The sequence below is a fragment of the Cryptosporangium sp. NPDC051539 genome, from assembly GCF_044454545.1.
GTDB lineage: Bacteria > Actinomycetota > Actinomycetes > Mycobacteriales > Cryptosporangiaceae > Cryptosporangium.
Genome location: NZ_JBITDV010000008.1, coordinates 267,864 through 294,648, shown reverse-complemented (window position 1 = coordinate 294,648; position 26,785 = coordinate 267,864). Strand labels below are relative to the sequence as shown.

Sequence of the window (26,785 nt, the reverse complement as noted above, 5' to 3'; positions counted from 1 at the left end):
GGGGCGGTAACCACGGCAGAAACCTCTCGTGCTCGCTCCGTAGACTCTTACCCGTGCTGACCCGAATCGACCTCCGCAGCTCAGCCGGTGCCCCGCGCCGCTCAGCGGCCGAACTGCGGGGCGTCCTGCCCCGCGCCGCCCTCGACGTCGACGCTGCCCTCGCGCAGGTCCGTCCGGTGGTGGAGGCCGTCCATTCCGAGGGTCTGCCCGCGGTGCTGGCGGCCACGGCCCGGTTCGACGGCGTCGAATCCACCGGGGTCCGGGTGCCGGTGGAGGCGATCGCGGCCGCCGAGGCCGGTCTCGACCCGAACGTCCGCGCCGCGTTGGCCGAGGCGATCCGCCGCGCCCGGCTGGTCCACGACGATCAGCGCCGCGTCGATGTGACGACCCGGGTGGTCCCGGGCGGCACGGTCACCGAGCGGTTCGTCCCGGTCGGCCGGGTCGGGCTCTACGTCCCCGGTGGCCTCGCCGTCTACCCGTCCAGCGTCGTGATGAACGTGGTCCCCGCGCAGGCGGCCGGGGTGCCGTCGCTCGCGGTCGCGTCGCCGCCGCAGAAGGAGTTCGGCGGCCTGCCGCACCCGACGATCCTGGCCGCGTGCGCGCTGCTCGGCGTCGACGAGGTCTACGCGGTCGGTGGAGCGCAGGCGGTCGCGGTGTTCGCCTACGGGCTGGCCGACGCGGGTGACGGTGCCGGCCCGGTCGAGCCGGTCGACCTGGTCACCGGTCCGGGCAACATCTTCGTCACCGCCGCCAAGCGGCTGCTGCGCGGTGTGATCGGCATCGACTCCGAGGCCGGCACGACCGAGATCGCGGTGCTGGCCGACGACACCGCCGATCCGGTGCACGTCGCCGCCGATCTGATCAGCCAGGCCGAGCACGACCCGGCCGCCGCGTCCGTGCTGGTCACCGCGTCCACCGCGCTGGCCGGTGCGGTGGAGGCGGAGGTCGTCCGGCAGGTCGCGCTCACCAAGCACGTCGAGCGCGTGCAGACCGCGCTCTCCGGGCCGCAGTCCGGCATCGTGCTGGTCGACGATCTCGACGCTGGGCTGCGGGTCGTCGACGCGTACGCCGCCGAGCACCTCGAGATCCAGACCGCGGGCGCCCGCGAGGTGGCCGCGCGGGTGCGGAACGCGGGGGCGATCTTCGTCGGGGCCTGGTCGCCGGTCTCGCTGGGCGACTACTGCGCCGGCTCGAACCACGTGCTGCCGACCGGTGGGTGCGCGCGGCACTCGTCCGGGCTCTCGGTGCAGACGTTCCTCAAGGGCGTCCACGTGATCGAGTACACCGAAGACGCACTGCGCGACGTCGCGTCGTTCGTCACGACGCTCGCCGACGCCGAAGACCTCCCCGCCCACGGTGCCGCGGTCAAGGCCCGGTTCCGGTGACCGGTCCCGGGCCCGACGGGCGCCGGCCCGGCCGCGACGTGCGGCTCGCCGACCTGCCGATCCGCGACGAACTGCGCGGCAAGGAGCCCTACGGCGCCCCGCAGCTCGACGTCCCGGTCGCGCTGAACACGAACGAGAACTCGTATCCGGTCCCCGGGCCGGTCGTCGACGCGATCGTGGCGGCCGTCCGCGCCGAGGCGTCCGGCCTCAACCGGTATCCCGACCGTGAGGCCACCGCGCTGCGCGAAGACCTCGCCGGCTACCTCGGCCACGGCCTCACCGTCCACGACGTGTGGGCGGCGAACGGGTCCAACGAGGTCCTGCAGGAGCTCCTGCAGGCGTTCGGCGGCCCCGGCCGCACCGCGCTCGGCTTCACGCCCGCGTACTCGATGCACCCGATCCTCGCTCTCGGCACCGGTACCGCCTGGGTCGACGGCCGTCGCAACGACGACTTCTCGGTCGACGCCGAAAGCGCCGCCGCCGACGTGCGGAAACACGATCCCGACGTGGTGTTCCTCTGCTCGCCGAACAACCCGACCGGCACCGCGCTGGGGCTGGACGTCGTGGACGCGGTGCTGGCCGAGTCACGCGGGATGGTCATCGTCGACGAGGCCTACGCCGAGTTCGCCCGCGCGGGCACCCCGAGCGCGCTCACCCGTCTGGGCGCCGACCACCGCCTGGTCGTCACCCGCACGATGAGCAAGGCGTTCGCGCTGGCCGGTGCTCGCCTGGGCTACCTGGCCGCCCACCCCGCGGTGGTAGACGCGATCCAGCTCGTGCGGCTGCCTTACCACCTGTCGTCGCTCACCCAGGCCGCCGCCAGGGCCGCGCTCGCGCACACCGGCGTGCTGCTCGCGACCGTCGAGGCGATCAAGGAACAGCGCGACCGGATCGTCGCGGAGCTGGGTGTCCGGGGCCTCCCGGTGGTGCCGAGCGACGCGAACTTCGTGCTGTTCGGTGGACTCGGCGACCAGCGGGCGGTCTGGCAGAGAATCCTCGATCACGGCGTCCTGATCCGTGACGTCGGACTGACGGGCTACCTGAGGGTGACCGCCGGAACCCCGGCCGAGACCGACGCTTTCCTCGCGGCCCTCGACGCCGCGCTTGACGAGAAGGGCCAGCAATGAGCCGCATCGGGCGGATCGAACGGGTCACCGGCGAGTCGAAGGTGCTCGTCGAGATCGACTTGGACGGACAGGGCCGGGTCGAGGTATCCACCGGCGTCGGCTTCTACGACCACATGCTCAACCAGCTCGGCAAGCACGGCGGGTTCGACCTGACCGTGCAGACCGTCGGCGACCTGCACATCGACGCCCACCACACGGTGGAAGACACCGCTATCGCGCTGGGCCAGGCGTTCAACCAGGCGCTCGGCGACAAGGCCGGCATCCGCCGGTTCGGTGACGCGCTGGTGCCGCTCGACGAAGCGCTGGTGCAGGTCGCGGTCGATCTGGCCGGGCGTCCGTACCTGGTGCACGAAGAACCGTCGGTGATGGAGGTGGCCACGATCGGGCCGGCCTTCCCGGCGACGCTCGTGCGGCACATCTGGGAGGCGTTCACCCACAACGCGTCGATCGCGCTGCACGTGCTCGTCCGCTCCGGGCGCGACCCGCACCACATCGCGGAGTCGCAGTTCAAGGCCGTGGCCCGGGCACTGCGCGACGCGACCGCGTTCGACCCGCGGGTGACCGGCATCCCGTCCACGAAGGGGCGGTTGTCGGGATGAGCCCCCGGGTGGTGGTTCTCGACTACGGCTCGGGCAACCTGCGGTCGGCCGAGCGCGCGCTGGTGCGGGCCGGCGCCGAGGTGACCGTGACGCCGGATCTGGCCGTCGCCGCCGACGCCGACGGGCTGGTCGTGCCGGGGGTCGGGGCGTACGCGGCGTGCATGGCCGGCATCGAGAAGCTCGGTGCGCAGGACGTCGTGCGCGCGCGGGTCGCCGACGAGCGGCCGGTGCTCGGGATCTGCGTCGGGATGCAGGTGCTGTTCGAGTTCGGCGTCGAGCACGGCGTACGTACGCACGGGCTCGGGGTGTTCCCCGGCGGCGTCACCCGGCTGACCGCGGAGCGGATCCCGCACATGGGCTGGAACACGGTGTCGGCGGGTCCGGGGTCGGTGCTGTTCCAGGGGGTCGAGGGGGAGCGGTTCTACTTCGTGCACTCCTACGCGGCCGCGCCGGCCGGTATCGAGGGCGTGCTCACCACGTCGGCGCACGACGAGCCGTTCCTCGCCGCGATCGAGCGCAGCGCGGTCGCCGCGACCCAGTTCCACCCGGAGAAGTCCGGCGACGCCGGCGCCACCGTGCTCGCGAACTGGGTCCGGGCGATCTCGTGACCGCAACCCTCCCCGCTGCAGCCGCTGCGCGGCCGGCCGGCGATCCGGGTCGGGCCGGGGCCGCGAACCGCGCCCGGGGCGCGCGATGACCAAGGGGGTGCGGGCGCGCGCCCGCGCTGTCCGGGAGGCCGAGGCCGAGCGGGCGCGGCTGCGGGCGCGCCGGCGCGCGATCCTGACCGCACCGTGGCGCGCGGTCCGTGCTCTGGTCCCGGGCCGTGCCCCCTCCCGCGGCGGCCGGTCCCGCAGCGCCCCGTCGCGCGCCCGTCGGTGGTTCGGCCTCGGCCAGACCGGGCGGATACGGACGCGGCGCGATCGGGCCCAGCTGTCCGCGATCGCGATGGGGCTGATCGTCGTGCTCGTGTTCGTGTTCCTCACGATCGACTCCTGGGCGCTGCGGATCGGCGCGGTCGTCCTCGCGTTGCTGCTGGCCCCAGTCCTGCTGGCTCTGACTCGTACTGATTACTCCCGGAGTGTGCGCTGAGATGACAAGGCTCGAACTGCTTCCCGCGGTCGACGTCGCCGACGGCCAGGCGGTGCGGCTGGTGCAGGGCGAGGCGGGCAGCGAGACGTCCTACGGCGACCCGCTGGAGGCCGCGCTCACCTGGCAGCGCGACGGCGCCGAGTGGATCCACCTGGTCGACCTCGACGCCGCCTTCGGCCGGGGGTCGAACGCGGCCCAGCTCGCCCAGGTGGTGGGTGCTCTCGACGTCCAGGTCGAGCTCTCCGGCGGTATCCGCGACGACGCCTCGCTGCGCGCCGCACTCGCGACCGGCTGCCGGCGCGTGAACATCGGCACCGCCGCCCTCGAAGACCCGGAGTGGTGCGCCAAGGCCATCGCCGAGCACGGCGACCGGATCGCGGTCGGCCTCGACGTCCGGGGCACGACGTTGTCCGCGCGCGGCTGGACCAAGGACGGCGGCGAGCTGTTCGAGGTGCTCTCCCGGCTGGACTCCGAGGGCTGCGCCCGGTACGTCGTCACCGACGTGCGCCGTGACGGCACGCTGACCGGCCCGAACGTCGAGCTGCTGAAGTCGGTGTGTGCGGCGACCGACCGTCCGGTGATCGCGTCCGGCGGAGTGTCCACGCTGGACGACCTGCGCGAGCTCGCGACGCTGGTCCCGCAGGGCGTCGAGGGCGCGATCGTCGGCAAGGCGCTCTACGCCGGAGCGTTCACGCTGCCCGAAGCCCTCGCGGCGGTGGCGGAGTGACCGTCGCGGTCCGGGTCATCCCGTGCCTCGACGTCGACAACGGCCGGGTCGTGAAAGGCGTCAACTTCACCCGCCTCCGCGACGCCGGTGACCCGGTCGAACTCGCCCGCGCCTACGACGCGGCGGGTGCCGACGAGCTCACGTTCCTCGACATCACCGCGTCCTCGTCCGGCCGCGAGACCACGTTCGACGTCGTGCGCCGGACAGCCGAGACCGTGTTCATCCCGCTGACCGTCGGCGGGGGTGTCCGGACGACGGCTGATGTCGACGCGCTGCTGCGGGCCGGTGCCGACAAGGTCGGCATCAACACGGCCGCGATCGCGCGGCCGGAGCTTCTGCGGGAGGCGGCCGAACGGTTCGGTTCCCAATGCGTCGTGCTTTCGGTGGACGCCCGGCGAGTGGTCGACGGCCCCCCGACGCCGAGCGGGTTCGAGGTCACGACGCACGGCGGACGCCGGGGCACCGGAATCGACGCGGTCGAGTGGGCCGAGCGGGGGCAGGAGTTCGGGGTGGGCGAGATCCTGCTCAACTCGATGGACGGTGACGGCACGAAGGACGGCTACGACCTGCCGCTGATCACCGCGGTACGGAAGGTCGTCGACGTCCCGGTGATCGCGAGCGGCGGCGCGGGAGCGCTCGAGCACTTCCCGCCCGCGATCGCCGCCGGTGCCGACGCCGTGCTCGCCGCCAGCGTCTTCCACTTCGGCGAACTCACGATCGGCCAGGTCAAAGACACCCTGCGCGCGTCCGGCGCCGCTGTCCGCTAGCAACGCACAACGGCGACCCGCCGAGGGCGGGTCGCCGTTGGTCCGACGTCGAGCGCCGAATCAGAGCTGGAGCAGACGCCCTATCACTTCGCGGTGCCGCAGGAGCGCCACGCGCAGGTCTTCGGTGCCGTCGGCGGCTTCGGCGGCATCCGTCACCGAGCGGCGGAGCTTCTCCAGCCCCCGGCCGATCGCCGCGATCGAGTCTTCCAGCACGACGCTGGCCTCTCGCACCGCGCTCTCCGGGTCGTCGACGAAGGCCGACTGCACGCCGAACCAGCGCTCGCGCACGGTGGCCGCGTACTCGGCGTCCAACAAAGCCTGGACGTCGGGACGGGCCGCCGCGGCACCGTCGTTCAGACCGGACCGCCCTCCACCGGCCGACGGCCGGGAGGCCGGGACGAGGCCGGCCGTACCGCCGTCCGTTCCGGCGGCGGGCGGGGTAGTGGGGGTCCCGTTGGGCGTGGGCGAGCTCGACCCCGACGGGGTACCGAACGTGGGGTTCGTCCCTCCGGCCGGCGGGGTGGTGCCCGACGTGCTGCTCGACGAGCCACCGGGGGTGGACGACGGGCCGGTTCCGGCCGGCGTCGTACTTCCGGGGGCGCCGGGCGCACGCGTAGCCGGTGTGGCCGGCGGCGTGGTGCGGGCGCCGTCGCCGGGCCGGTCGCTCGTGTCGACGTCTGACTGCACTCGAGGCTCCTGTCCTTTGCTCCGCTGGAGGGCCGCCCAGAGATTGTCGACGACCTCCTCGGCCGACTGCCCGGCCGGGTCGTCCCCGGTGGAGGCAGCGGGCGGCGCCGAGGGGGATGGCGAACCGGGGTGCATCTGAGGGTCCTCTCCTGGGGTCTCAGATGCGGACGTTACCAGCAGCTATTCGCGGGAATGCTGTTTCCTGGCAGCCTCGGACGCCACCCCGCCGTGGAGCAGCCGTTACTCTCAGATACCGAGATCGGTGGAGCGCAGCTGCCCGGCGGATTCCTCGTCGCCCTCGATCGCCACCTGCGCGTGCTCCTGCCTGCCCATGCAGAACAGCACGAGCTCGGCCGGTTCGCCGATCAGCCGCAGCATCGGCTCACCCTTCTTCGACAACCGCTCGCCGTATCCGGGCGACACGAGCGTCACGCCGGAGGGCACGGAGCGCAGGAACAGCCGGGCGCTGCCGAGCGTCCGCCAGAGTGCGTTCTGGGTGTCGTCCGGCAACGCACGCGGTTCCCAGCCGTCCTGGGCCCGGCGGACGTCCTCGTGGTGGACGAACATCTCCGTCGAGTTCGCGAGCCCGTCGACGCCGGGAAGCCCGAACGGGCTCAGCAGCGGAGGGCCGGACCGCAGCTCGCGGATCAGCGTGTCGTACCCGCGGGTGAGCGCGCCGCGGCGGACGCGATCGGTGTAGCCGGCCAGCGCGGTGAGGCGGATGCCCGGCAGGCTGTCGGGCCGCCGCTCCCGGACGACGAGGTGCGCGGCGAGGTCGGCGGTGGTCCATCCGGCGCACAACGTCGGCGCCTCGGGGCCCAGCGACGTCATCAGGTCGGCGAGTGCGGCACGCTCGGACTGCGCGATCGACGGCATGCCCCCAACCTAGAGCGTGACCAGTTCCCCCGTTCGGCCAGTCGGGACGGACGCTCGACTAGTCGTTCGGCAGGCCGAGCGGCTCGGTCAGGTAGCGCTGCACCGTGGCACCGATACCGGCGACCAGTTCGTCCGGCGCGGCCTCGACCATCGCCGGCAGTTTGATCAGGTACCGGGTCATCACCAGACCGGCCATCTGGGAGGCCACCATCGCGGTCCGCAGCTCCGGCCGGTCGGCGTCGATGGCTTGGACGATGCGGCCGAAGATCGCCTGCGTCGCGTACTCGCGGAACATCGCGGCGGCCTTCTCGTGGGTGACCGCGCTGCGCAGCAACGCGATGAACGGGTTGTACGGCCCGGCGGTGTCCCAGACCGACAACAGCATCCGCACGATCCGCTCGCCGAGACCGTCCAGACCGGGTTCGATCAGCGCGGGAATGACCACGGCCGGATCGAACGGCAGCTCCGTCGTCGCGACGAAGAGCTGTTCCTTCGTGCCGAAATAGTGGTGGACCAGCGCCGGATCGACCCCGGCCTGTCCGGCGATGCCCCGGATCGTCGCGCCGTCGTACCCGGACTCGCTGAACGCGGCCCTGGCGGCGTCGAGGATCGCGTCCTGCGTCCCCGATCCGCCGCCCGGCCGTCGTCCGGTTCGTGCCATGTAGCCCCTTACTCAGTGCGGCGGCGCAGGGTCGCGGCCGCCAGGCCGAGCGCTGCGACCGCGGCGCCGCCGACGATCGCCAGGTCGCGTACGAGGATGCCGGTGACATCCGCGTGCGCCGTCACCTCGTTGAGCGCGTCGACCGCGTAGCTCATCGGTAGCACGTTACTGATCCATTCCAGCCAGCCGGCCATCGCCTCGCGCGGGGTGAACAGCCCGCAGAGCAACAGTTGCGGCAGCACGAACGCCGGCATGAACTGCACGGCCTGGAACTCGGTACGGGCGAACGCGCTCACCCAGAGCCCGAGCGCCATGCCCAGCGTGGCGTCCGCGACCGCGATGACGACGACCAGCCAGGCCGGGCCGCTCGTGTTCAGGTCGAGCAGCCAGTACGCGGTCGCGCAGGCGATCACGGCCTGCACGGCGGCGGCCAGCGCGAACGCGATGCCGTACCCGAGCAGCAGGTCGAGTTTGCCGAGCGGGGTCGTGAGCAGGCGCTCCAGCGTCCCGCTGGTTCGCTCGCGGAGCATCGCGACGCTCGTGACCAGGAACATCACGATGAACGGGAAGACGCCGAGCAACGCCGGCGCGAGCCGGTCGAACAGCTGCTCGCTGTTGAACACGTACCGGAGCAGCACCATCAGGACGCTCGGGACGATCAGCAGCAGCGCGACCGTCCGGCGGTCGCGGAGGAGCTGCGTCAGCACCCGCCTGGCCGTGGCGGCCGTGATTCGGGCCGACATCTCAGGCCACCTCCATCGACTCGGCGCGGATCAGCCGCAGGAATGCTTCTTCGAGGTCGTCGGTACCGGTGGCGGCCCGCAGCGCGGCCGGGGTGTCGTCGGCGATGAAGTGGCCGTCGCGCATCAGCAGCAGCCGGTCGCAGCGACCGGCCTCGTCCATCACGTGGCTGGACACGATCAGCGTCGTGCCGCCCGCGGCGAGCTCGTGGAACCGCAGCCAGAGGTCGGCCCGGAGCACCGGGTCGAGGCCGACGGTGGGCTCGTCGAGCACCAGGACGTCGGGGCCGCCGACCAGCGCGCACGCGAGCGAGGCCCGGGTGTGCTGGCCGCCGGAGAGCGCGCCGACGAGCTGGGTGGCGTGATCGTCGAGACCGACGTCGTGCACCGCCTGGTCGGCCTTCGCCGGATCGACGCCGAGGATCGTCGCGAAGTAGCGCGCGTTCTCCCGGACGGTCAGGTCGGCGTAGACCGACGGCGCCTGCGTGACGTAGCCGACCCGGGAGCGCAGGGGAGCGGACCCGGCCGGCGCGCCGAGGACGCTGACCGTGCCGGACCGAACTTTCTGGACGCCGACCAGGCAGCGCATCAGCGTCGTCTTGCCGCATCCGCTCGGCCCCAGCAGGCCGACCACCGCACCGGCCGGTGCGGAAAAGCTCACGCCGCGCAGTACTCGGCGCTTACCGCGATCAACGACCAGTTCGTCGACCGCGATGGCGGCATCCATGGCGTTCCTCCTTGAAGTCATCGTCTGTTGAATTCAACGGTAGAGGAATTAAGGCCATCGGCGCAAGGCTGACCTAGGCTGGAGTCATGACGACCGTGCAGGAAGCGGCTGACAAAACCGGGCTGACCGGACACACGCTGCGGTATTACGAGCGGATCGGCCTGATCTGGGACGTCGAGCGGGATCCGTCCGGGCACCGCCGGTACACCGAGAGCCAGGTCGGGTGGCTGGTGATGCTCACCCGGCTGCGCGCGACCGGCCTGCCGATCGCCGGAATGCGCCGCTACGCCGACCTGGTGCGTTCGGGCCGGGGCGAGGCCGAGCGGGTCGAACTGCTCCGGCGTCACCGCACCGCGGTGGTGGCGCGGATGGCCGAGCTCACCGCTGACCTGGCCGTCATCGACGGCAAGATCGAGTCCTACGAGCGGGCGTTGGGGAAATCGGCCTGACAGACTGGGGGCGTGTTGGATCCCTCGATCGCCGCTCAGCTCAAACGTGACGACCGCGGCCTCGTCGCCGCCGTCGTCCAGCAGGAGGGCACCGGTGAGGTGCTGATGGTCGGCTGGATGGACGACGAGGCACTGCACCGGACTCTCACCACCGGCCGCGCCACCTACTGGTCGCGCAGCCGGCAGGAGTACTGGGTCAAGGGCGAGACGTCCGGGCACCGGCAGTGGGTCCGGTCGGTCGCGCTCGACTGCGACGGCGACACGCTGCTCGTCACCGTCGACCAGGAGGGTGCGGCCTGCCACACCGGCGACCGCACCTGCTTCGAAGCGAACGTGCTGCTGGCCCCGGCCGTCGACTGAGGCGCCCGGTGCCCCCGTGCGCCGGGCACGTGGCTAGCGAAGCCACTCGATCAGGAGCACGGTCGCGTCGTCCTGGAGGTGGCCGTGCTGGTGATCGAGGATCGACCGGATCAACCGGCGCAGGGTCTCCGGCGCCGGTAGGCGGTCGGCGTCCGCCCGGATGACGAAGTCGACCAGCCGCTCCAGCCCGAACTCCTCGCCCTGCTCGTCACGCGCCTCGGTGACGCCGTCGGTGTAGAAGATCAGCCGGTCACCCGGCTCGAGCTGCACCGTGCCCAACTCGGTCGGGCGCCGCAGGCCGATCCCCATCGGCAGCCCGGGTTTCAGCTCGAGCGTCTTGATCCATTTGCCGTCCCGGAACACGACGGGCGGCGGATGGCCGCGGAGCACCCATTGGAGCTTTCCGGCCGCCGCGTCGAAATGGGCCAGGACACCGGTCACCAGGTCGGGTGGCCCGAAGCGGTTGGCGAGCGTGGCGTCGATCTCGTCGCCGAGCTCGAGCAGGTCCAGCCCGGCCCGGCGTCCCCGCCGATAGGCGGCGGCGGCCAGGCCGACGACGACGGCGGAGGTCAGATCGTGGCCTGCCGCGTCGAACAACGCCACGTGGACGCCGTCGTCGACGACGCCGTAGTCGAACGTGTCGCCGGCGACCTGATAGGCCGGCTCCAGCGCGCCCGCGACCACGATGCGCTCGGTGGAGAACGTCAGCGGGGGCAGCAGCCCCCACTGCATCTCCGCCGACAGGCTCAGGTCACTGCGGCGGGTCAGCTCGACGAGCGTGTCGCTGTAGGCCTTCTTCGTGACGACGAGCAGCGCGACGAGGGACGCCAGCCGCCGGGCCCGGCGCGCGATCACCGGGTCGATCAGGCCTTGCGGGGTGCCGTCGACGGTGAGCCGCAACACGCCGATCCTTTCGACGCCCTCGAGGAGCGGGATCCAGATGTGGAAGCGCCCGCCGTCGATCGGCACGTTGCGTACCTGGTTGTGGCGGTAGACCCGGCCGATCGCGGTGGTGTCGACCGGGTGGCGCTCGACCGGCTCGATCGGCGGGTGCTGCCGTCCGCGCGGGACCCGGACCAGCGACACCTGCTGCAGATCGGCCAGGTACAGCGCGGGATCGTGCAGACCGACCGGAGCGGCGTGCTTCGTGACGAGATCGACCAGATCCTCGGGGTGACAGAGGTGCGAGTCGTGCAGGAGGCCGTCGAACATCTCTTCACCGAGCTCGGTCACCCCGACCCCCTTCCGCCCCTCGGGATTACCTGGCCGTCCGAGCCTACGTACCCCACTTCCCGAATCTGGCACGTCCGCCACAATGGGATCCGTGACTACCGGAACGCTGAGCCCCACCCGCGACGAATTCCTCGGCCTGGTCCGTGACCGGCGGGTCGTGCCGGTGACCCGACGCCTGCTGGCCGACGGCGAGACGCCGGTCGGGCTCTACCGCAAGCTGGCCGGCGGCCCGGGCACGTTCCTGCTCGAGTCCGCCGAACACGGCGGCGTCTGGTCGCGCTACTCGTTCGTCGGGGTGCGCAGCGTGGCCACGCTGACCAGCCGGGACGGGGCCGCGTACTGGCTCGGAGACCCACCCGCGGGCCTGCCGGTGTCCGGCGACCCGCTGACGGTGCTCGGTGAGGTGGTCGAGGCGCTGGCGTCACCGGTACTGCCCGGGCTGCCGACGCTGACCGGCGGCCTGGTCGGGTACCTGGCCTACGACATCGTCCGCCGGATCGAGAAGCTGCCGAGCAACGGGATCGACGACCTCGAGGTGCCGGAGCTCGGCATGATGCTCGCGACCGACCTCGCGGTGCTCGATCACAGCGACGGGTCGCTGCTGTTGATCGCGAACGCGATCGTGCCGTCGGGTGCCTCGGCCGATCTCGCGTCCGAGGCCTACTTCCGGGCCGTGGGCCGGTTGGAGTCGATGACCACGGCGCTGTCGCGGCCGACGCCGCCGGGCGTGTCGACGATGACGCGGCAGGGGCCGGGCAGCTTCCGCAGCCGGACGCCCGCCGGGGAGTTCCCCAAGGCCGTGGAGATCGCGAAGGAGGCGATCCGGGCCGGTGAGTGCTTCCAGATCGTGCCGAGCCAGCGGTTCGAGGTGTCGACCGACGCCGACCCCCTGGACGTCTACCGGGTGCTGCGGACGACGAATCCGAGCCCGTACATGTACCTGCTGCGGTTCGACGGGTTCGACATCGTCGGGTCGTCGCCGGAGGCGCACGTCAAGGTCACCGACGGGCGGGCGCTGCTGCACCCGATCGCCGGGACGCGCTGGCGGGGCGGGACGCCGGAGGAGGACGCGCGGCTCGCGGCCGAGCTGATCGCCGACCCGAAGGAGCGGGCCGAGCACGTGATGCTCGTCGACCTCGGGCGCAACGACCTCGGGCGGGTGTGCCGGCCGGGCACGGTCGACGTGGTCGACTTCATGGAGATCGAACGGTACTCGCACGTGATGCACATCGTGTCGACCGTGGTCGGGGAGATCACCGCCGGACGGTCGGCGTTCGACGTGCTGACCGCGACGTTCCCGGCCGGGACGCTGACCGGGGCGCCGAAGGTGCGGGCGATGGAGATCATCGACTCGCTCGAGCCGACCCGGCGAGGGCTGTACGGCGGGACGGTGGGGTATCTCGACTTCGCGGGCAACCTCGACATGGCGATCGCGATCCGGACCGCGCTGATGCGCGACGGGACCGCGTACGTGCAGGCCGGGGGCGGTGTGGTGGCGGATTCCGATCCGCTGGCGGAGGAGCGGGAGTCGCAGAACAAGGCCGCGGCCGTGCTGTCGGCGATCGCGACCGCCGAGACGCTGAGGGCCGCACGATGAGCGATCCCGAGCCTCCCGAGGGCGTGGACGCTCCGGGCCGGGCCGAGGGAACCCGGGCCGAGGGAACCCGGCCGGGTCGGCGGGGGCTGGCCGTCGCGGTGGCGGCCGCGGTGCTGGGCGGGGCCGCGGGCTGGCTCGCGACCGGGCGGGTGTGGGTTTCCGAGACCGTCGAACGGGTCGCGCCGCTGCCGCCGCACGTCGTGCACACGACCGGGCGCGACCTGGTGCCCTGGGCCTCCGCGGCGGCGGTCGTCGGCATCGCCGGTGGCCTCGCACTGCTCGCGACCCGCGGACGCTCCCGGCTGGCGGTAGCGACGCTGCTGGCCGTGGCGGGCGTCGGCACCGCGGCCGGTGGGCTGCGCGGTCTGGCCGACCACGACTCGACGTTCGTCTGGCCCGTGCTCTGCGTCGTCGGCGGCGCGCTGATCCTGGCGTCCGGGCTGGTCTCGCTGGCCCGGGGACGCCGGTGGGCCGCGATGGGGGCCCGCTACGACGCTCCTGCGGCCCGGGCCAGGGCTCACGCCGCGGCCGGCCCCGACGCGCCCCCCGCAGCCCTCTGGGACGCCCTCGACCGGGGAGACGACCCGACCCGCTGACGGGATCCGAGCCACCGGGTTCGGCCGGGGGCTAGATCCGGGCTTCGGTGCGCCGGGAGACCCCTAAACGGGGGATTTGTGCGGCGGTGCGACGTCCAAGGGGCACCCGGAGTCACCCCGGATCATTCCGGTCTGGCACTCTCGTTACGATTCCGCCATGGCACCACGGGATGGAGCCGCATGACGAGCGCGCTGGACGAGATTCTGGTCGGTGTACGAGCCGACCTTGCTGACCGCGAGAGCCGCGTACCGTTCGATCGGGTGAAGGAACTGGCCGCTGCGGCCCGGCCGGCCCGCGACGCGTGGGCTGCGCTGCGCGCGCCCGGCGTCGGGGTGATCGCCGAGGTGAAGCGTGCCTCGCCGTCGCGCGGGGCGATCGCCGACATTCCCGACCCCGCCGCACTGGCCACCGACTACGAGGCCGGCGGCGCCCGCTGCATCAGCGTCCTGACCGAGCGGCACCGCTTCGGCGGCTCGCTCGACGATCTGGACGCCGTGCGCGCCGCGGTCGAGGTCCCGGTGCTGCGCAAGGACTTCATCGTCTCGACGTACCAGGTGCACGAGGCCCGCGCTCACGGCGCCGACCTGGTGCTGCTGATCGTCGCGGCGCTCGAGCAGAACGTGCTGATGGGCCTGCTCGAGCGGGTCGAGTCGCTGGGCATGACCGCGCTGGTCGAGGTGCACACCGAGCAGGAAGCCGATCGGGCGATGGAAGCCGGCGCCCGCGTGATCGGCGTCAACGCCCGTGACCTGCGCACACTCGAGGTCGACCGGTCGGTGTTCGAGCGGATCGCGCCCGGTCTGCCGTCGCAGGTCGTCAAGATCGCCGAGTCCGGTGTCCGCGGCCCGCACGACCTGATCTCGTACGCGGCGGCCGGTGCCGACGCGGTGCTCGTCGGCGAGGGCCTGGTCACCGACCGCAGCCCGCGCCAGGCCGTGGCCGACCTGGTGACCGCCGGTTCCCACCCGGCGACCCCGCGAAGCCCCCGCTAAGAGCATGGCCACGACCTACCGCACCGGGGACGACAGGGCTCGTCCCGACGGGAGACGATGGCGCAGCGGCTGAGCCGTTGCCCATTACTTCCTAAGGAAAGACCATGACCGCAGTCCCTGACAGCACAGGGCACTTCGGCCGCTTCGGCGGTCGCTTCGTGCCCGAAGCACTCATCGCCGCGCTCGACGAGCTCGACGCCGAGTACACCAAGGCCCAGTCCGACCCCGCCTTCCGCTCCGAGCTCAAGAACCTGCTCGACGACTACGCCGGACGCCCGAGCCGGCTCTACGACGCGACCCGGTTCTCCGAGAAGGCCGGCGCCCGCGTCCTGCTCAAGCGCGAAGACCTGAACCACACCGGCGCCCACAAGGTCAACAACGTGCTCGGCCAGGCGTTGCTCACCCGCCGGATGGGCAAGCAACGCATCATCGCTGAAACCGGCGCCGGCCAGCACGGCGTCGCCTCGGCCACCGCGGCGGCGCTGTTCGGCCTCGAGTGCACCGTCTACATGGGTGAGGTCGACACCGAGCGCCAGGCGCTCAACGTCGCCCGGATGGAGCTTCTCGGTTCGACGGTCGTCCCGGTCAAGTCGGGCAGCCGGACGCTCAAGGACGCGATGAACGAAGCGTTCCGCGACTGGGTCACGAACGTCGACACGACCCACTACCTGATCGGTTCGGTCGGCGGGCCGCACCCGTTCCCGATGATCGTCCGCGACTTCCAGAAGATCATCGGCGAGGAGGCCCGGGAGCAGACGCTGGTGCTGACCGGAGCGCTCCCCACCGCCGTCGCGGCGTGCGTCGGCGGCGGCTCCAACGCCATCGGCATTTTCCATGCGTTCCTGGACGACACCGACGTGAAGCTGTTCGGTTTCGAGGCCGGCGGTGACGGCATCACGACCGGGCTGCACGCCGCGGCCATCACCGGCGGCGCGCCGGGCGTCCTGCACGGGGCCCGTTCGTACGTGCTGCAGGACGAAGACGGCCAGACGATCGAGTCGCACTCGATCTCGGCCGGCCTCGACTACCCGGGTGTGGGCCCCGAGCACGCGTACTTGCACGACGAGGGGCGGGTGACCTACGAGCCGGTCACCGACGCCGAGGCGATGGACGCGTTCCGGCTGCTCTGCCGCACCGAGGGCATCATTCCGGCGATCGAGAGCGCCCACGCGCTGGCCGGTGCGCTCCGGGTCGCGAAAGACCTCGGCCCGGACGCGACGATCCTGGTCAACCTGTCCGGTCGCGGCGACAAGGACGTGGCGACCGCCGGTCGCTGGTTCGGGCTCCTCGACGAACGCGACCTCGAGGCGAGCGAGGGCCGCTGAGATGGGTGTTGCAGAGGTCTTCGCGAAGGCCAAGGCCGACGGCCGCGGCGTGCTGGTCGGCTACCTGCCGGTCGGGTTCCCCGACGTCCAGGGCTCGTTGGACGCCATGCGCGCGCTGGTGGACGCCGGGGTGGACGTCTTCGAGATCGGGATTCCGTACTCGGACCCGGTGATGGACGGCCCGACGATCCAGGCCGCGGCCGAGCAGGCGCTGCGCGGTGGCGTCCGGGTGAAGGACGTGTTCAAAGCCGTCGAGGCGGTGACGTCCGCCGGGGCGCCCGCGCTGGTGATGACGTACTGGAACCCGGTCGACCGGTACGGGGTGTCGCGCTTCGCGGCCGATCTCGCCGGTGCCGGGGGAGCGGGGCTGATCACGCCCGACCTGATCCCCGACGAGGCCGGTGACTGGCTCGCCGCGAGTGACGAGCACGGGCTCGACCGGGTGTTCCTGGTCGCGCCGTCGTCGACCACGGCGCGGATCGCGTCCACCGTCGCGGCGTGCCGCGGGTTCGTGTACGCGACCGCGGTGATGGGTGTGACCGGGGCGCGGGAGTCGACCAGTGCCGCGGCTCCGGCGCTGGTGGAGCGGGTGCGGGCGGCGACCGACCTGCCGATCGGGATCGGTCTCGGCGTCTCGACCGGAGCCCAGGCCGCCGAGGTGGCGGGCTACGCCGACGCGGTGATCGTCGGCTCCGCACTGGTGCGCTGCCTGCTGGACGCGCCGGATCGCGCGTCGGGCGTCCGCGCGGTCGCCGACCTCGGAGCGCAACTGGCCCAGGGCGTGCGTCGGCGCTGATCGCGCACGCCGATTTCGCGAACGGCCCGCCGTGAGGCGGGCCGTTCGTGTCGGTGCGGAGGCGTCGGCGTCACACCGCCAAAGCGGGCAGGGCTCGCGCGACGAAAATCCGCGTGTGAAAACGCGGTCCTGAGGGGACTGAACTGTCGTGACCGCGAACGTTGAGACCACAGCGCCCAAGGCCATGGATCGCCTCCGCACCCGGGTGCTCCCGGCTCGGAAAACCCGACCGGCCAAGCCCGCGAAGGCAGCCGAGCCCGCGAAGGCGGCCAAGCCCGCGAAGGCAGCCGGGCCAGTGAAGCCGGCCAAGTCGGAAGCCGACAAGGCCCCCCGGCGCCCGTTCCTGCGATTCGGCTGGATCCTGCTCCTGCTGGTCTACCTCGCGGTCATGGCCGCCGTCACGCTCGGCCCGGGCGACCCCGAGGCGGCCGCCGGTGCCGGTGCCAGCGACAACTTCACCCCGTTCGCCGAGATCAACCGCTCGCTCGCGGACGGCTCGCTGCGCTCGCTGGCCCAGATCGTCGGCAACGCGCTGCTGTTCGTCCCGTTCGGGATCCTGGTGCCGCTGTCGTTCCCGCGCCTCTCCATCGTCACCGCGGTTCTCGCCGCGGCCGCGGCGTCCGCGGTCGTCGAACTCGTGCAGCTCACCCACCTCGCCGGGCGCATGTTCGACATCGACGACGTGATCCTGAACGTCGCCGGTGCGCTGTTCGGTGGATTGTTGGTCGCCACTTGGCGTGGTGTTGCCGCCCTGATCCGTCTGGTGCGGCGCTGACGGTCTAGCGTGGGCCGCGTGACGACCGGAGAGACCCTCGCCTCGCTCCCGAGCCCGACGACGAGCGTCTGGCACCTCGGCCCCTTGCCACTGCGTGCCTACGCGCTCTGCATCCTGGCCGGCGTCCTCGTGGCGGTCTGGTTGTCCGACCGGCGCCTGCGTGCCCGCGGCGGCCCGCCCGGGCTGATCGTCGACATCGCGGTCTGGGCGGTGCCGTTCGGCATCGTCGGGGCGCGGATCTATCACGTCATCACGTCGCCCGATCACTACTTCGGTGCCGGTGGCCAGCCGCTGGACGCGTTCAAGATCTGGGAGGGCGGCCTCGGCATCTGGGGCTCGATCGCCGGTGGCGCGGTCGGCGCCTGGATCGGCGCCCGCCGTTCGGGTCTGCCGCTCGCGGTTCTCGGCGACATCGTGGCGCCCGGCATCGTGCTGGCCCAGGCGATCGGACGCTGGGGCAACTGGTTCAACAACGAGCTCTACGGCAGCGAGACCTCGCTGCCGTGGGGCCTCAAAGTGCACGCGATGGGCGCGGACGGCCGGTCGATGGGCGAACTACCGGGCACCTACCACCCGACGTTCCTCTACGAGTCGATCTGGTGCGTGGTCGTCGCCCTCTTCCTGCTGGCCGCCGAACGGAAATGGAAACTCGGCGCCGGCCGCATCTTCGCGCTCTACGTGATGGCCTACACGGTCGGCCGGGCCTGGATCGAGCACCTGCGCATCGACGAGGCCCACCACTTCCTCGGCCTGCGCCTGAACGAGTGGACGTCGTTGGTCTGCTTCATCGGGGCCTTGATCTGGTTCCTCACCCACCGGGGCATCACCGAGCGGCTCGCGGTCACCGAAGACGGGCGGGTCGAGGTTCTCCGCGACGGCGCGACCGCCCCCGTCGCTACCCAGACGACCGGCGCGACCGACGTCCGCCACAGCCACGTCGACGAGGACGACGACGACGCCGAGCCCGGCCCGACGTCCGCGGACGAAGCGGATTCCGCCGCAGACGAGACGACTACCGAGGGTGCGGATTCCGCACCCCGGCGGGCCGACTGAGCCCGAGTAGGGGCAGGACCTGCGGGGTTCCGAAACTGGATCGGTGTCAATTCGCCCGTCGTCGGGCATAGTAGAAGGATCGGCCCTGGGGCGGGCCCGGCCCGAGGGCGCCCAGTCGAACCGGAAAGTGGTTCTCGTTCGGGAGGGAAGACTCTTTAGCAGAGGTCCGCACTACGAGCGGACGGGCGAGTGGCCGTGCGGGACGGCCGCAGGCCCCGTGAACGCTCCGGACCGACCGACGCCGATGGATTTGAGCAGGTCCCGGACGGTGTCAACGCCGTGCCGGTGACCTTGTTCACTTCTTCGCATGTTACCGGCGGGTCGCCAGATGTGTAACCTCTAGGAAACTTGGGCCGACGTCGTCCCGCAACGACCTTCGCCCCGCTGATCGCGCATCCAGCCGTTCAGCGAGGCCGACGACGGAAGGAGCCCGCGCGTGACCTTCTCCGCGCTCCCCCCGGCTCAGGGCCTGTACGACCCCGCGAACGAACACGACGCTTGTGGCGTCGCGTTCGTGGTGGACGCCCGGGGCCGTCGATCGCACCGCATCGTCGAGCAGGGAATCACCGCGCTGGCCAACCTCGACCACCGCGGTGCCGCCGGCGCCGAGGCGAACTCGGGTGACGGCGCCGGACTGATGTTGCAGGTACCTGACGCGTTCCTCCGGGAAGTCGCCGGCTTCCCGCTGCCCGAGGCCGGCGCGTACGTGGTCGGCAACGCGTTCCTTCCCGCCGACGCCGCCGACCGGGCCCGCGCGATGGAGCTGGTCGAGCGTCTGGCCGTGGAAGAAGGCGTCGAGCCGCTGGGCTGGCGCACGGTTCCCACCGACAACGACGGCGCCGACATCGGGCAGATGGCCCGCCGGGTCGAGCCGCACGTCGCACAGTTCTTCTTCACCGACAGCGTGGTCGATGAAGAAGCCCGAACAGGGCTCGACCTGGAGCGCGTCGCGTTCGTCATCCGCAAGCGGGTCGAGCACGCCTCCCGCGCCGCCGGTGTCGAGGTCTACTTCACCTCGCTGTCGTCGCGGACGCTGGTCTACAAGGGCATGCTGACGACGAGCCAGCTGCCGTTGTTCTTCCCCGATCTGCTGGACCCGCGGGTCGAGAGCGCGATCGCGCTGGTTCACAGCCGCTTCTCCACGAACACGTTCCCGTCCTGGCCGCTGGCCCACCCGTACCGTTTCATCGCCCACAACGGCGAGATCAACACGGTGCGGGGCAACCGCAACTGGATGCGGGCCCGCGAGGCGCTGCTGCGCTCGCCCGGCACCACCGAGCTGTTCGGCGGCGACATCGAGCGGATCTTCCCGATCTGCACGCCGGGAGCGAGCGACTCGGCCACGTTCGACGAGGTGCTCGAGCTGCTGCACCTCGGTGGCCGGTCACTGCCGCACGCGGTGCTGATGATGATCCCGGAGGCCTGGGAGAACAACACCGCGATGGACCCCGCGCGGCGGTCGTTCTACCAGTTCCACTCCACGATGATGGAGGCCTGGGACGGCCCGGCCGCGGTCTGTTTCACCGACGGTTCGGTGATCGGCGCGGTGCTCGACCGCAACGGTCTGCGTCCGGCGCGCTGGTGGAAGACGAAGGACGACCTGGTCGTGCTGGCCAGCGAGGCCGGTGTCCTCGACATCGACCCGGCCGACGTGGTGGCCAAGGGCCGCCTCCAGCCCGGCCGCATGTTCCTGGTCGACACCGAGGCCGGTCGCATCGTCGCCGACGACGAGATCAAGGCCGAGCTCTCCGGGGCCGAGCCGTACACCGAATGGCTGCACGCCGGGCTGATGGACCTCGCCGACCTCCCCGATCGTGAGCACGTCACCTACGGCCACGAGTCCGTTCAGCGCCGTCAGCAAACCTTCGGCTACACCGAGGAAGAGCTGCGGATTCTGCTGACGCCGCTGGCCCGCACCGGTGGCGAGGGCCTCGGCTCGATGGGCACCGACACCCCGATCGCCGTGCTGAGCAGCCGGCCGCGGATGCTGTTCGACTACTTCAGCCAGCTGTTCGCGCAGGTCACGAACCCTCCGCTGGACGCGATCCGGGAAGAGATCGTGACCGCGGTCAGCGGCTCGATCGGCCCGGAGCAGAACCTGCTCGAGCCCGGCCCGGCGTCGTGCCGCCAGATCACGCTGCCGTTCCCGGTGATCGACAACGACCAGCTCGCGAAAATCGTCCACATCAACGAGGACGGCGACAAGGCGGGCTTCCAGGCCGTCACCGTCTCGGGTCTGTACCGGGTCGCCGACGGCGCCGCCGGCATGAAGGCCCGGCTCGACCAGATCTGCCAGCACGTCTCCGAGGCGATCGAAGACGGCGCGCGGCTGATCGTGCTGTCCGATCGCGACTCGACGCGTGACCTGGCGCCGATCCCGTCGCTGCTGCTCACCGCGGCCGTGCACCACCACCTCGTGCGCGAGCGGACGCGCACCCAGGTCGGCCTGATCGCCGAGTCCGGTGACGCCCGCGAGGTGCACCACGTCGCGTTGCTGCTGGGGTTCGGCGCGTCGGCGGTCAACCCGTACCTGGCGTTCGAATCGGTCGAGGACATGATCTCGACCGGCGAGCTGGCCGGGCTCGACCCGCAGAAGGCCGTTTACGACTACCTGAAGGGCCTCGGTAAGGGCGTCCTCAAGGTGATGTCGAAGATGGGCATCTCCACGGTGGCGTCCTACACCGGCGCGCAGGTCTTCGAGGCGATCGGGCTCTCCCAGGAACTCGTCGACCAGTACTTCACCGGCACCACGTCGACGCTCGGCGGCATCGGCCTGGACGTCGTCGCGGCCGAGGTGGCGGCGCGGCACGGGCGGGCCTGGCCGGCCAACCCGACCGAGCTGGCCTACCGCCGGCTCGAGGTCGGCGGCGAGTACCAGTGGCGCCGCGAGGGCGAGGTGCACCTCTTCAACCCGGAGACGGTGTTCCTGCTCCAGCACGCGACCCGCAGCCGCCAGTACGAGGTCTTCAAGAAGTACACGTCGGCGGTCGACGAGTTGGCGGCGAAGTCCGGCACGCTGCGCGGTCTCTTCACGCTGAAGTCCGGTCGCACACCCATCCCGATCGAGGAAGTCGAACCGGTCTCGGAGATCGTCAAGCGGTTCTCCACCGGTGCGATGAGCTACGGCTCGATCTCGATGGAGGCGCACCAGACGCTGGCCATCGCGATGAACCAGCTCGGCGCCAAGTCCAACACCGGTGAGGGCGGGGAAGACCCGGAGCGCCTCTACGACCCGACCCGCCGCAGCGCGATCAAGCAGGTCGCGAGTGGACGTTTCGGCGTCACCAGCGAATACCTGGTCAACGCCGACGACATCCAGATCAAGATGGCCCAGGGCGCGAAGCCCGGCGAGGGCGGCCAGCTGCCGGGCCACAAGGTGTACCCGTGGATCGCCAAGACGCGGCACTCGACGCCGGGTGTTGGCCTCATCTCGCCGCCGCCGCACCACGACATCTACTCGATCGAGGATCTGGCGCAGCTGATCCACGACCTGAAGAACGCGAACGACGCCGCCCGGGTTCACGTCAAGCTGGTGGCGGAGATCGGAGTGGGCACGGTCGCGGCGGGCGTCTCCAAGGCCCACGCCGACGTCGTCCTGATCTCCGGGCACGACGGCGGCACCGGCGCGGCGCCGCTGACCTCGCTCAAGCACGCGGGTGCGCCGTGGGAGCTCGGCCTGGCCGAGACCCAGCAGACGCTGCTGCTCAACAACCTGCGCGACCGGATCGTCGTGCAGGTCGACGGCCAGCTCAAGACCGGCCGCGACGTGGTGATCGGCGCGCTGCTCGGCGCCGAGGAGTTCGGTTTCGCGACCGCTCCGCTGGTGGTCAGCGGCTGCATCATGATGCGGGTCTGCCATCTCGACACCTGCCCGGTGGGCGTGGCGACGCAGAACCCGGTGCTGCGGGAGAAGTTCAGCGGCAAGCCGGAGTTCGTCGTCACGTTCTTCGAGTACATCGCCGAGGAGGTGCGTCAGTACCTCGCCGAGCTGGGCTTCCGTTCGATCGAGGAAGCGGTGGGCCACGCCGAGATGCTCGACGTCGCCGGTGCGATCGAGCACTGGAAGGCCGACGGGCTCGACCTGACGCCGATCTTCGAGGTCCCCTCCCTTCCGGAAGGAGCCTCGCGGAAGCAGGTCGTCCTCCAGGACCACGGGCTCGACCGGGCGCTCGACAACACGCTGATCCAGCTCTGTGAGGGCGCGCTGCTCGACGGGGCGCCGGTGAAGTTCGAGATCCCGGTACGCAACGTCAACCGCACCGTCGGCACGATGCTCGGCTCGATGGTGACCCGTCGCTACGGCGGTGAGGGTCTGCCGGACGGGACGATCGACCTGACGTTCACCGGCTCGGCCGGTCAGTCGTTCGGCGCGTTCGTCCCGAAGGGCATCACGCTGCGGCTGTTCGGCGACGCGAACGACTACGTCGGCAAGGGTCTGTCCGGTGGGCGGATCGTCGTCCGCCCGGCACCCGAGGCGCCGTTCGTGCCGCAGGAGAACGTCATCGCCGGCAACACGATCCTCTACGGCGCCACCCAGGGCGAGGTGTTCCTGCGCGGCCGGGTCGGCGAGCGGTTCTGCGTCCGTAACTCGGGCGCGACCGCGATCGTCGAAGGCGTCGGCGACCACGGATGCGAGTACATGACCGGTGGCACGGTGGTCGTGCTCGGCCCGACCGGCCGGAACTTCGCGGCCGGCATGTCCGGCGGCACCGCGTACCTGCTCGACCTCGACCCGGTGCTGGTCAACACCGGGATGGTCGATCTGGAAGAGCTCTCGGCCGACGACGCCGCGACGCTGCGCGCGCTGATCGGACGGCACCTGGACGAAACCGGATCGACGGTGGCCGAGGGGCTGCTGTCGGACTGGAACCGGCACGTCCGGTCGTTCACGAAGATCATGCCCCGCGACTACAAGCGGGTCCTGGAAGCGACTCGTCAGGCGCAGGCCGCTGGCCGCCCGGTCGACGAGGCGATCATGGAGGCGGCACGTGGTTGATCCGTCCGGTTTCTTGAAGAGCGGGCGGGAGCTGCCCGCCCGGCGCCCGGTCGACGTCCGGATCATGGACTGGCGCGAGGTCTACGAGGAGTTCCCGGAGAAGAACCTGCGCACGCAGGCCTCCCGGTGCATGGACTGCGGCATCCCGTTCTGCCACAACGGCTGCCCGCTCGGAAACCTCATCCCGGAGTGGAACGACCTGGCCCGCACCGGGCAGTGGTCGCTCGCGATCGACCGGCTGCACGCGACGAACAACTTCCCGGAGTTCACCGGGAAGCTCTGCCCGGCCCCGTGCGAAGCGGCCTGCGTCCTCGGCATCGCCGACGACCCGGTCACGATCAAGCAGATCGAGGTCGAGACGATCCTGCGTGCTTTCGACGACGGGCTGGTGGTGCCGCAGCTCCCGGAGAAGCTCTCCGGCAAGAAGGTCGCGGTGATCGGCTCCGGCCCGGCCGGCCTGGCCGCGGCCCAGCAGCTCACCCGGGCCGGGCACGAGGTCACCGTCTACGAGCGCGCCGACAAGATCGGCGGCCTGCTCCGCTACGGGATCCCCGAGTTCAAGATGGAGAAGTCGAACATCGACCGCCGTCTGGACCAGATGGCGGCCGAGGGCACCCGCTTCGTCACCGGGGTCTCCGTGGGTACCGACCTCCCCGTCTCGGAACTCGACGCCGACGCCATCGTGCTGGCCACCGGGTCGACCGTGCCGCGCAACCTGCCGGCGCCGGGCCGGGAGCTCGCCGGCATCTACGCCGCGATGGAGTACCTGGTTCCGGCGAACAAGGCCGCGCTGGGTGCCACCGACGTCGAAGGGCACATCGACGTCCGCGGCAAGCACGTCGTGATCATCGGCGGCGGCGACACCGGCGCGGACTGCCTGGGCACCGCCCACCGGCAGGGCGCGAAGAGCGTCACGCAACTGGAGATCATGCCGCAGCCGCCGGAGGCCCGGGCCGCGCACATGCCCTGGCCGACCTACCCGATGCTGTACCGGGTCACCTCCGCCCACGAGGAAGGTGGCGATCGGGTCTACGCGGTCAACACCGAGAAGTTCGTGGGCGACGCTCACGGGAACGTGCGGGCGCTGGTCCTGCACGAGGTCGTCTCCGAGGGCGGGAGGTTCGTGCCGGTCGAAGGGTCGTCGCGCGAGATTCCGGCCGAGGCGATCTTCCTCGCGATGGGCTTTGTCGGCGTCGAGAAGGGCCCGCTCTACGACGAGCTGGGCGTCGAGATCGACGACCGCGGCCGAGTCGTGCGGGACGCGAACTGGAAGACCACCGCCGACAACGTCTTCGTCACCGGCGACGCGGGCCGGGGTCAGTCGCTGATCGTCTGGGCGATCGCCGAGGGCCGCGCCGCCGCCGCCGCGGTCGACAAGCACCTGGCCGGTTCGACGTTCCTGCCTGCACCGATCGCGCCCACGACGATGGCGCTCTCGCCCCGCTGAGTAGCTCTCCGGGGTGACGCTGCGGCGGCGATCAGGCCGTAATCTCGTCGCATGAAAACGGTCGCGTCCTACGTCCTCGGGGTGTGGGACGCGGCCGTCCGGGCGCCGATCAAGCCGACGCAGGGGCGCCCGTGGCTGCCCCGCCGGGGGTGGCGGCGCTGGGTGCTCGGCGCCGTCTCGGTGGTTCTCGGCGTCGGGCTGGCCGGTGGTTCGATCGCCGAACTCGTCGCGCTGCTCAAGGTCCCGAGCGTGGTGGCCGCGTTCCTCGGCCTCTCGCTCTCGTTGCCGGTCGCCGTCGCGCTGGTCCGGCCCCTGCTCGCGTGGCGGATCCAAGTCGTCAGCATGTTGTGCACCCCGCTGGCGGTCATGTTCGGGCCGCGCGAGGGCGTGGTCTGGCCCTGGCCGATCACCGCGTGCGTCGCGATGCTGGTGACGCTCGGGCCGGTCGGGGCGTCCCACCCGCGGCGGATCTGGGTCGGCGTCGGCATACTGACCTCGGCCGCCGTCTTCGGCCTCGGCTGGATCGCCGGGATGCCGTTCTGGATCGGCGACATCCTCGCGGCCACCGCGTTCCTCGCGCTGCTCTTCGGCGACGCGACCGGCGGCCGGCGCAGCGTCCAGGCCCGGCTGGACGAGCAACGGGCGCTGCGCAGGCAGGACCTCGCGCGCCAGGCCGTCCTGGAGGAACGCGGCCGGATCGCCCGCGAACTGCACGACGTCGTCGCGCACCACATGACGATGATCGCCATCCAGGCCGAGGCCGCTCCGCTGAAGGTGCCCGACGTGCCGCCGGCCGCCGCCGAGATCTTCGCCGCGATCAACCGGGCCGCGCGGGAGGCGCTCACCGAGACGCGCACCGTGGTCGGATTGTTGCGCTCCGACGACGAGGCCGCCGAGCGTGCGCCCGCGCCCGGCCTGGAGTTGCTCGACGACCTCGTCGAACGCGCCCGGTCGGCCGGGCTCACGGTCGCGTCGACCGTGGTGGGGGTCCCGCGGCCGCTGTCCGCCGCCGTCGACGTCTCGGCCTACCGCATCCTCCAGGAGGCCCTCTCGAACGCCTCGCGCTACGCGCCCGGCAGCGCCGTCCGGGTCGAGGTCCGCTACACCGCCGCGGCCGTGCACCTCGCCGTCACGAACTCCGCTGTGGACGCCACGCAGCGCGCCGCCGCGCCGTCCGGTGCCGTCTCGACCACGGTGGGCGGCCCCGCACCGGCCGGCGACCCGAAAGCCCCCGCGGGCAGGTCGGTCGACGGCTCGGCCGGCGGTTCGGTCGAAGGTTCGGTCGAAGGCTCGGTCGGCGGTTCGGTTGGCGGCGGGTCGGCCGGCGGCGGGCCGATCGGCGGCGGGTTGGCTGGCGGCGGGTCGGTCGGCGGCGGGTTGGCTGGCGGCGGTTCGGTCGGCGGGTTGGCTGGCGGCGGGCTGGTGGCTGGCGGTTCGGTCGGTGGCGGTTCGGTCGGTCGCGGGCTGGACGTCAGCGATTCGGTCGGTGACGGGCCGGGCCGGAGCCGGGGGGACTCGCGGGCCGATGCGCGCGCGGCGGCCGCCCGCAACGGCGCGGTCGGTGGCCGCGGCTCGGCCGCCCGCAACGGTGCGACCGGTGGCCGTGGCTCGGCCGCCGAGCGGGCAGCGGCGGAGGCCGCTGAGCGGGCCAAGCTCGGCGGCGGCCACGGGCTGGTCGGCATCCGCGAGCGAGCGGCGATGCTCGGCGGACAGATGACCGCCGGCCCCCACCCGGCCGGCGGCTGGTCGGTCACCGCCGTCCTCCCCACCGCCGACTGAA

General features: G+C 71.7%; 25 protein-coding genes. 19 read left to right on the top strand and 6 right to left on the bottom strand.

All coding sequences use genetic code 11. The annotated features are described in order from the left end of the window. Positions 1-53 precede the first annotated feature (53 nt). The 7 genes from hisD to hisF all read left to right on the top strand — a co-directional run bounded on the left by hisD (position 54) and on the right by hisF (position 5,694). Positions 54-1,385 (top strand): histidinol dehydrogenase, encoded by a 1,332-nt coding sequence (gene hisD / locus ACIBZJ_RS25615; RefSeq protein WP_395933730.1) that lies wholly within the window; start codon positions 54-56, stop codon positions 1,383-1,385. A gap of 38 nt (positions 1,386-1,423) precedes the next feature. Further along, the gene (locus ACIBZJ_RS25610; RefSeq protein ID WP_395934108.1) at positions 1,424-2,512 is read left to right on the top strand and encodes a histidinol-phosphate transaminase; all 1,089 of its coding nucleotides are present in this window, start codon (positions 1,424-1,426) and stop codon (positions 2,510-2,512) included. Continuing rightward, entirely contained in the window at positions 2,509-3,111 is a 603-nt protein-coding gene (gene hisB, locus ACIBZJ_RS25605; protein ID WP_395933728.1) for an imidazoleglycerol-phosphate dehydratase HisB, read from the top strand. Before ACIBZJ_RS25610 ends, hisB begins: the two co-directional genes overlap by 4 nt. Then, entirely contained in the window at positions 3,108-3,719 is a 612-nt protein-coding gene (gene hisH / locus ACIBZJ_RS25600) for an imidazole glycerol phosphate synthase subunit HisH (RefSeq protein WP_395933726.1), read from the top strand. The genes hisB and hisH overlap by 4 nt, the downstream gene beginning before the upstream one ends. 85 nt (positions 3,720-3,804) lie before the next feature. Beyond that, entirely contained in the window at positions 3,805-4,200 is a 396-nt protein-coding gene (locus ACIBZJ_RS25595) for a hypothetical protein (RefSeq protein WP_395933724.1), read from the top strand. A gap of 1 nt (position 4,201) precedes the next feature. Continuing rightward, a complete protein-coding gene (gene priA / locus ACIBZJ_RS25590) occupies positions 4,202-4,927 on the top strand; it encodes a bifunctional 1-(5-phosphoribosyl)-5-((5-phosphoribosylamino)methylideneamino)imidazole-4-carboxamide isomerase/phosphoribosylanthranilate isomerase PriA (protein WP_395933722.1) in 726 nt (241 codons plus the stop codon). Continuing rightward, complete coding sequence (hisF, locus tag ACIBZJ_RS25585; RefSeq protein WP_395933720.1) at positions 4,924-5,694, top strand: imidazole glycerol phosphate synthase subunit HisF; 771 nt, start codon at positions 4,924-4,926, stop codon at positions 5,692-5,694. Before priA ends, hisF begins: the two co-directional genes overlap by 4 nt. Positions 5,695-5,754: 60 nt before the next feature. Here the strand turns inward: hisF and ACIBZJ_RS25580 are convergent, their stop codons facing one another. From ACIBZJ_RS25580 to ACIBZJ_RS25560, 5 genes are all read right to left on the bottom strand, one after another. After that, positions 5,755-6,381, bottom strand: coding sequence for a hypothetical protein (locus tag ACIBZJ_RS25580; RefSeq protein ID WP_395933718.1), 627 nt, complete (start codon positions 6,379-6,381; stop codon positions 5,755-5,757). Positions 6,382-6,627: 246 nt separating this feature from the next. Continuing rightward, positions 6,628-7,257 (bottom strand): TIGR03085 family metal-binding protein, encoded by a 630-nt coding sequence (locus ACIBZJ_RS25575; RefSeq protein WP_395933716.1) that lies wholly within the window; start codon positions 7,255-7,257, stop codon positions 6,628-6,630. 58 nt (positions 7,258-7,315) lie between these two features. After that, positions 7,316-7,918 (bottom strand): TetR family transcriptional regulator, encoded by a 603-nt coding sequence (locus tag ACIBZJ_RS25570; RefSeq protein WP_395933714.1) that lies wholly within the window; start codon positions 7,916-7,918, stop codon positions 7,316-7,318. An 8-nt stretch (positions 7,919-7,926) separates the two neighbouring features. Continuing rightward, positions 7,927-8,661, bottom strand: a complete 735-nt coding sequence (locus ACIBZJ_RS25565) for an ABC transporter permease (RefSeq protein WP_395933712.1) — start codon at positions 8,659-8,661, stop codon at positions 7,927-7,929. A 1-nt stretch (position 8,662) separates the two neighbouring features. Further along, entirely contained in the window at positions 8,663-9,385 is a 723-nt protein-coding gene (locus ACIBZJ_RS25560; RefSeq protein WP_395933710.1) for an ABC transporter ATP-binding protein, read from the bottom strand. An 86-nt stretch (positions 9,386-9,471) separates the two neighbouring features. On the opposite strand from ACIBZJ_RS25560, the gene ACIBZJ_RS25555 reads away from it, so the two are divergent. Continuing rightward, positions 9,472-9,834 carry a MerR family transcriptional regulator gene (locus ACIBZJ_RS25555; protein WP_395933708.1) on the top strand — a complete coding sequence of 121 codons (363 nt, stop codon included), beginning with the start codon at positions 9,472-9,474 and terminating at the stop codon, positions 9,832-9,834. A gap of 12 nt (positions 9,835-9,846) precedes the next feature. Further along, positions 9,847-10,194 carry a phosphoribosyl-AMP cyclohydrolase gene (gene hisI, locus ACIBZJ_RS25550; protein WP_395933706.1) on the top strand — a complete coding sequence of 116 codons (348 nt, stop codon included), beginning with the start codon at positions 9,847-9,849 and terminating at the stop codon, positions 10,192-10,194. A 33-nt stretch (positions 10,195-10,227) separates the two neighbouring features. Here hisI and ACIBZJ_RS25545 read toward each other — a convergent pair whose 3' ends face one another. Further along, positions 10,228-11,427, bottom strand: coding sequence for a PP2C family protein-serine/threonine phosphatase (locus ACIBZJ_RS25545; RefSeq protein WP_395933704.1), 1,200 nt, complete (start codon positions 11,425-11,427; stop codon positions 10,228-10,230). A 91-nt stretch (positions 11,428-11,518) separates the two neighbouring features. On the opposite strand from ACIBZJ_RS25545, the gene ACIBZJ_RS25540 reads away from it, so the two are divergent. From ACIBZJ_RS25540 to ACIBZJ_RS25495, 10 genes are all read left to right on the top strand, one after another. Continuing rightward, on the top strand, positions 11,519-13,024 hold the full coding sequence (locus tag ACIBZJ_RS25540) for an anthranilate synthase component I (protein ID WP_395933702.1): 1,506 nt from the start codon (positions 11,519-11,521) through the stop codon (positions 13,022-13,024). Then, the gene (locus ACIBZJ_RS25535; RefSeq protein WP_395933700.1) at positions 13,021-13,620 is read left to right on the top strand and encodes a Trp biosynthesis-associated membrane protein; all 600 of its coding nucleotides are present in this window, start codon (positions 13,021-13,023) and stop codon (positions 13,618-13,620) included. The genes ACIBZJ_RS25540 and ACIBZJ_RS25535 overlap by 4 nt, the downstream gene beginning before the upstream one ends. Before the next feature lie 180 nt (positions 13,621-13,800). Beyond that, on the top strand, positions 13,801-14,613 hold the full coding sequence (gene trpC / locus ACIBZJ_RS25530) for an indole-3-glycerol phosphate synthase TrpC (protein ID WP_395933698.1): 813 nt from the start codon (positions 13,801-13,803) through the stop codon (positions 14,611-14,613). Between the two features lie 104 nt (positions 14,614-14,717). Next, positions 14,718-15,938: a tryptophan synthase subunit beta gene (gene trpB, locus ACIBZJ_RS25525; protein ID WP_395933696.1), complete on the top strand. Its 1,221-nt coding sequence runs from the start codon at positions 14,718-14,720 to the stop codon at positions 15,936-15,938. Between the two features lies 1 nt (position 15,939). Further along, a complete protein-coding gene (gene trpA / locus ACIBZJ_RS25520; RefSeq protein WP_395933694.1) occupies positions 15,940-16,734 on the top strand; it encodes a tryptophan synthase subunit alpha in 795 nt (264 codons plus the stop codon). A gap of 148 nt (positions 16,735-16,882) precedes the next feature. Next, a complete protein-coding gene (locus ACIBZJ_RS25515; protein ID WP_395933692.1) occupies positions 16,883-17,509 on the top strand; it encodes a VanZ family protein in 627 nt (208 codons plus the stop codon). Between the two features lie 18 nt (positions 17,510-17,527). Next, the gene (gene lgt, locus ACIBZJ_RS25510; RefSeq protein WP_395933690.1) at positions 17,528-18,562 is read left to right on the top strand and encodes a prolipoprotein diacylglyceryl transferase; all 1,035 of its coding nucleotides are present in this window, start codon (positions 17,528-17,530) and stop codon (positions 18,560-18,562) included. 436 nt (positions 18,563-18,998) lie between these two features. After that, positions 18,999-23,558 carry a glutamate synthase large subunit gene (gene gltB / locus ACIBZJ_RS25505; RefSeq protein WP_395933688.1) on the top strand — a complete coding sequence of 1,520 codons (4,560 nt, stop codon included), beginning with the start codon at positions 18,999-19,001 and terminating at the stop codon, positions 23,556-23,558. Next, on the top strand, positions 23,551-25,005 hold the full coding sequence (locus tag ACIBZJ_RS25500; RefSeq protein ID WP_395933686.1) for a glutamate synthase subunit beta: 1,455 nt from the start codon (positions 23,551-23,553) through the stop codon (positions 25,003-25,005). The genes gltB and ACIBZJ_RS25500 overlap by 8 nt, the downstream gene beginning before the upstream one ends. 51 nt (positions 25,006-25,056) lie before the next feature. Further along, on the top strand, positions 25,057-26,784 hold the full coding sequence (locus ACIBZJ_RS25495; protein ID WP_395933684.1) for a histidine kinase: 1,728 nt from the start codon (positions 25,057-25,059) through the stop codon (positions 26,782-26,784). Position 26,785 lies beyond the last annotated feature (1 nt).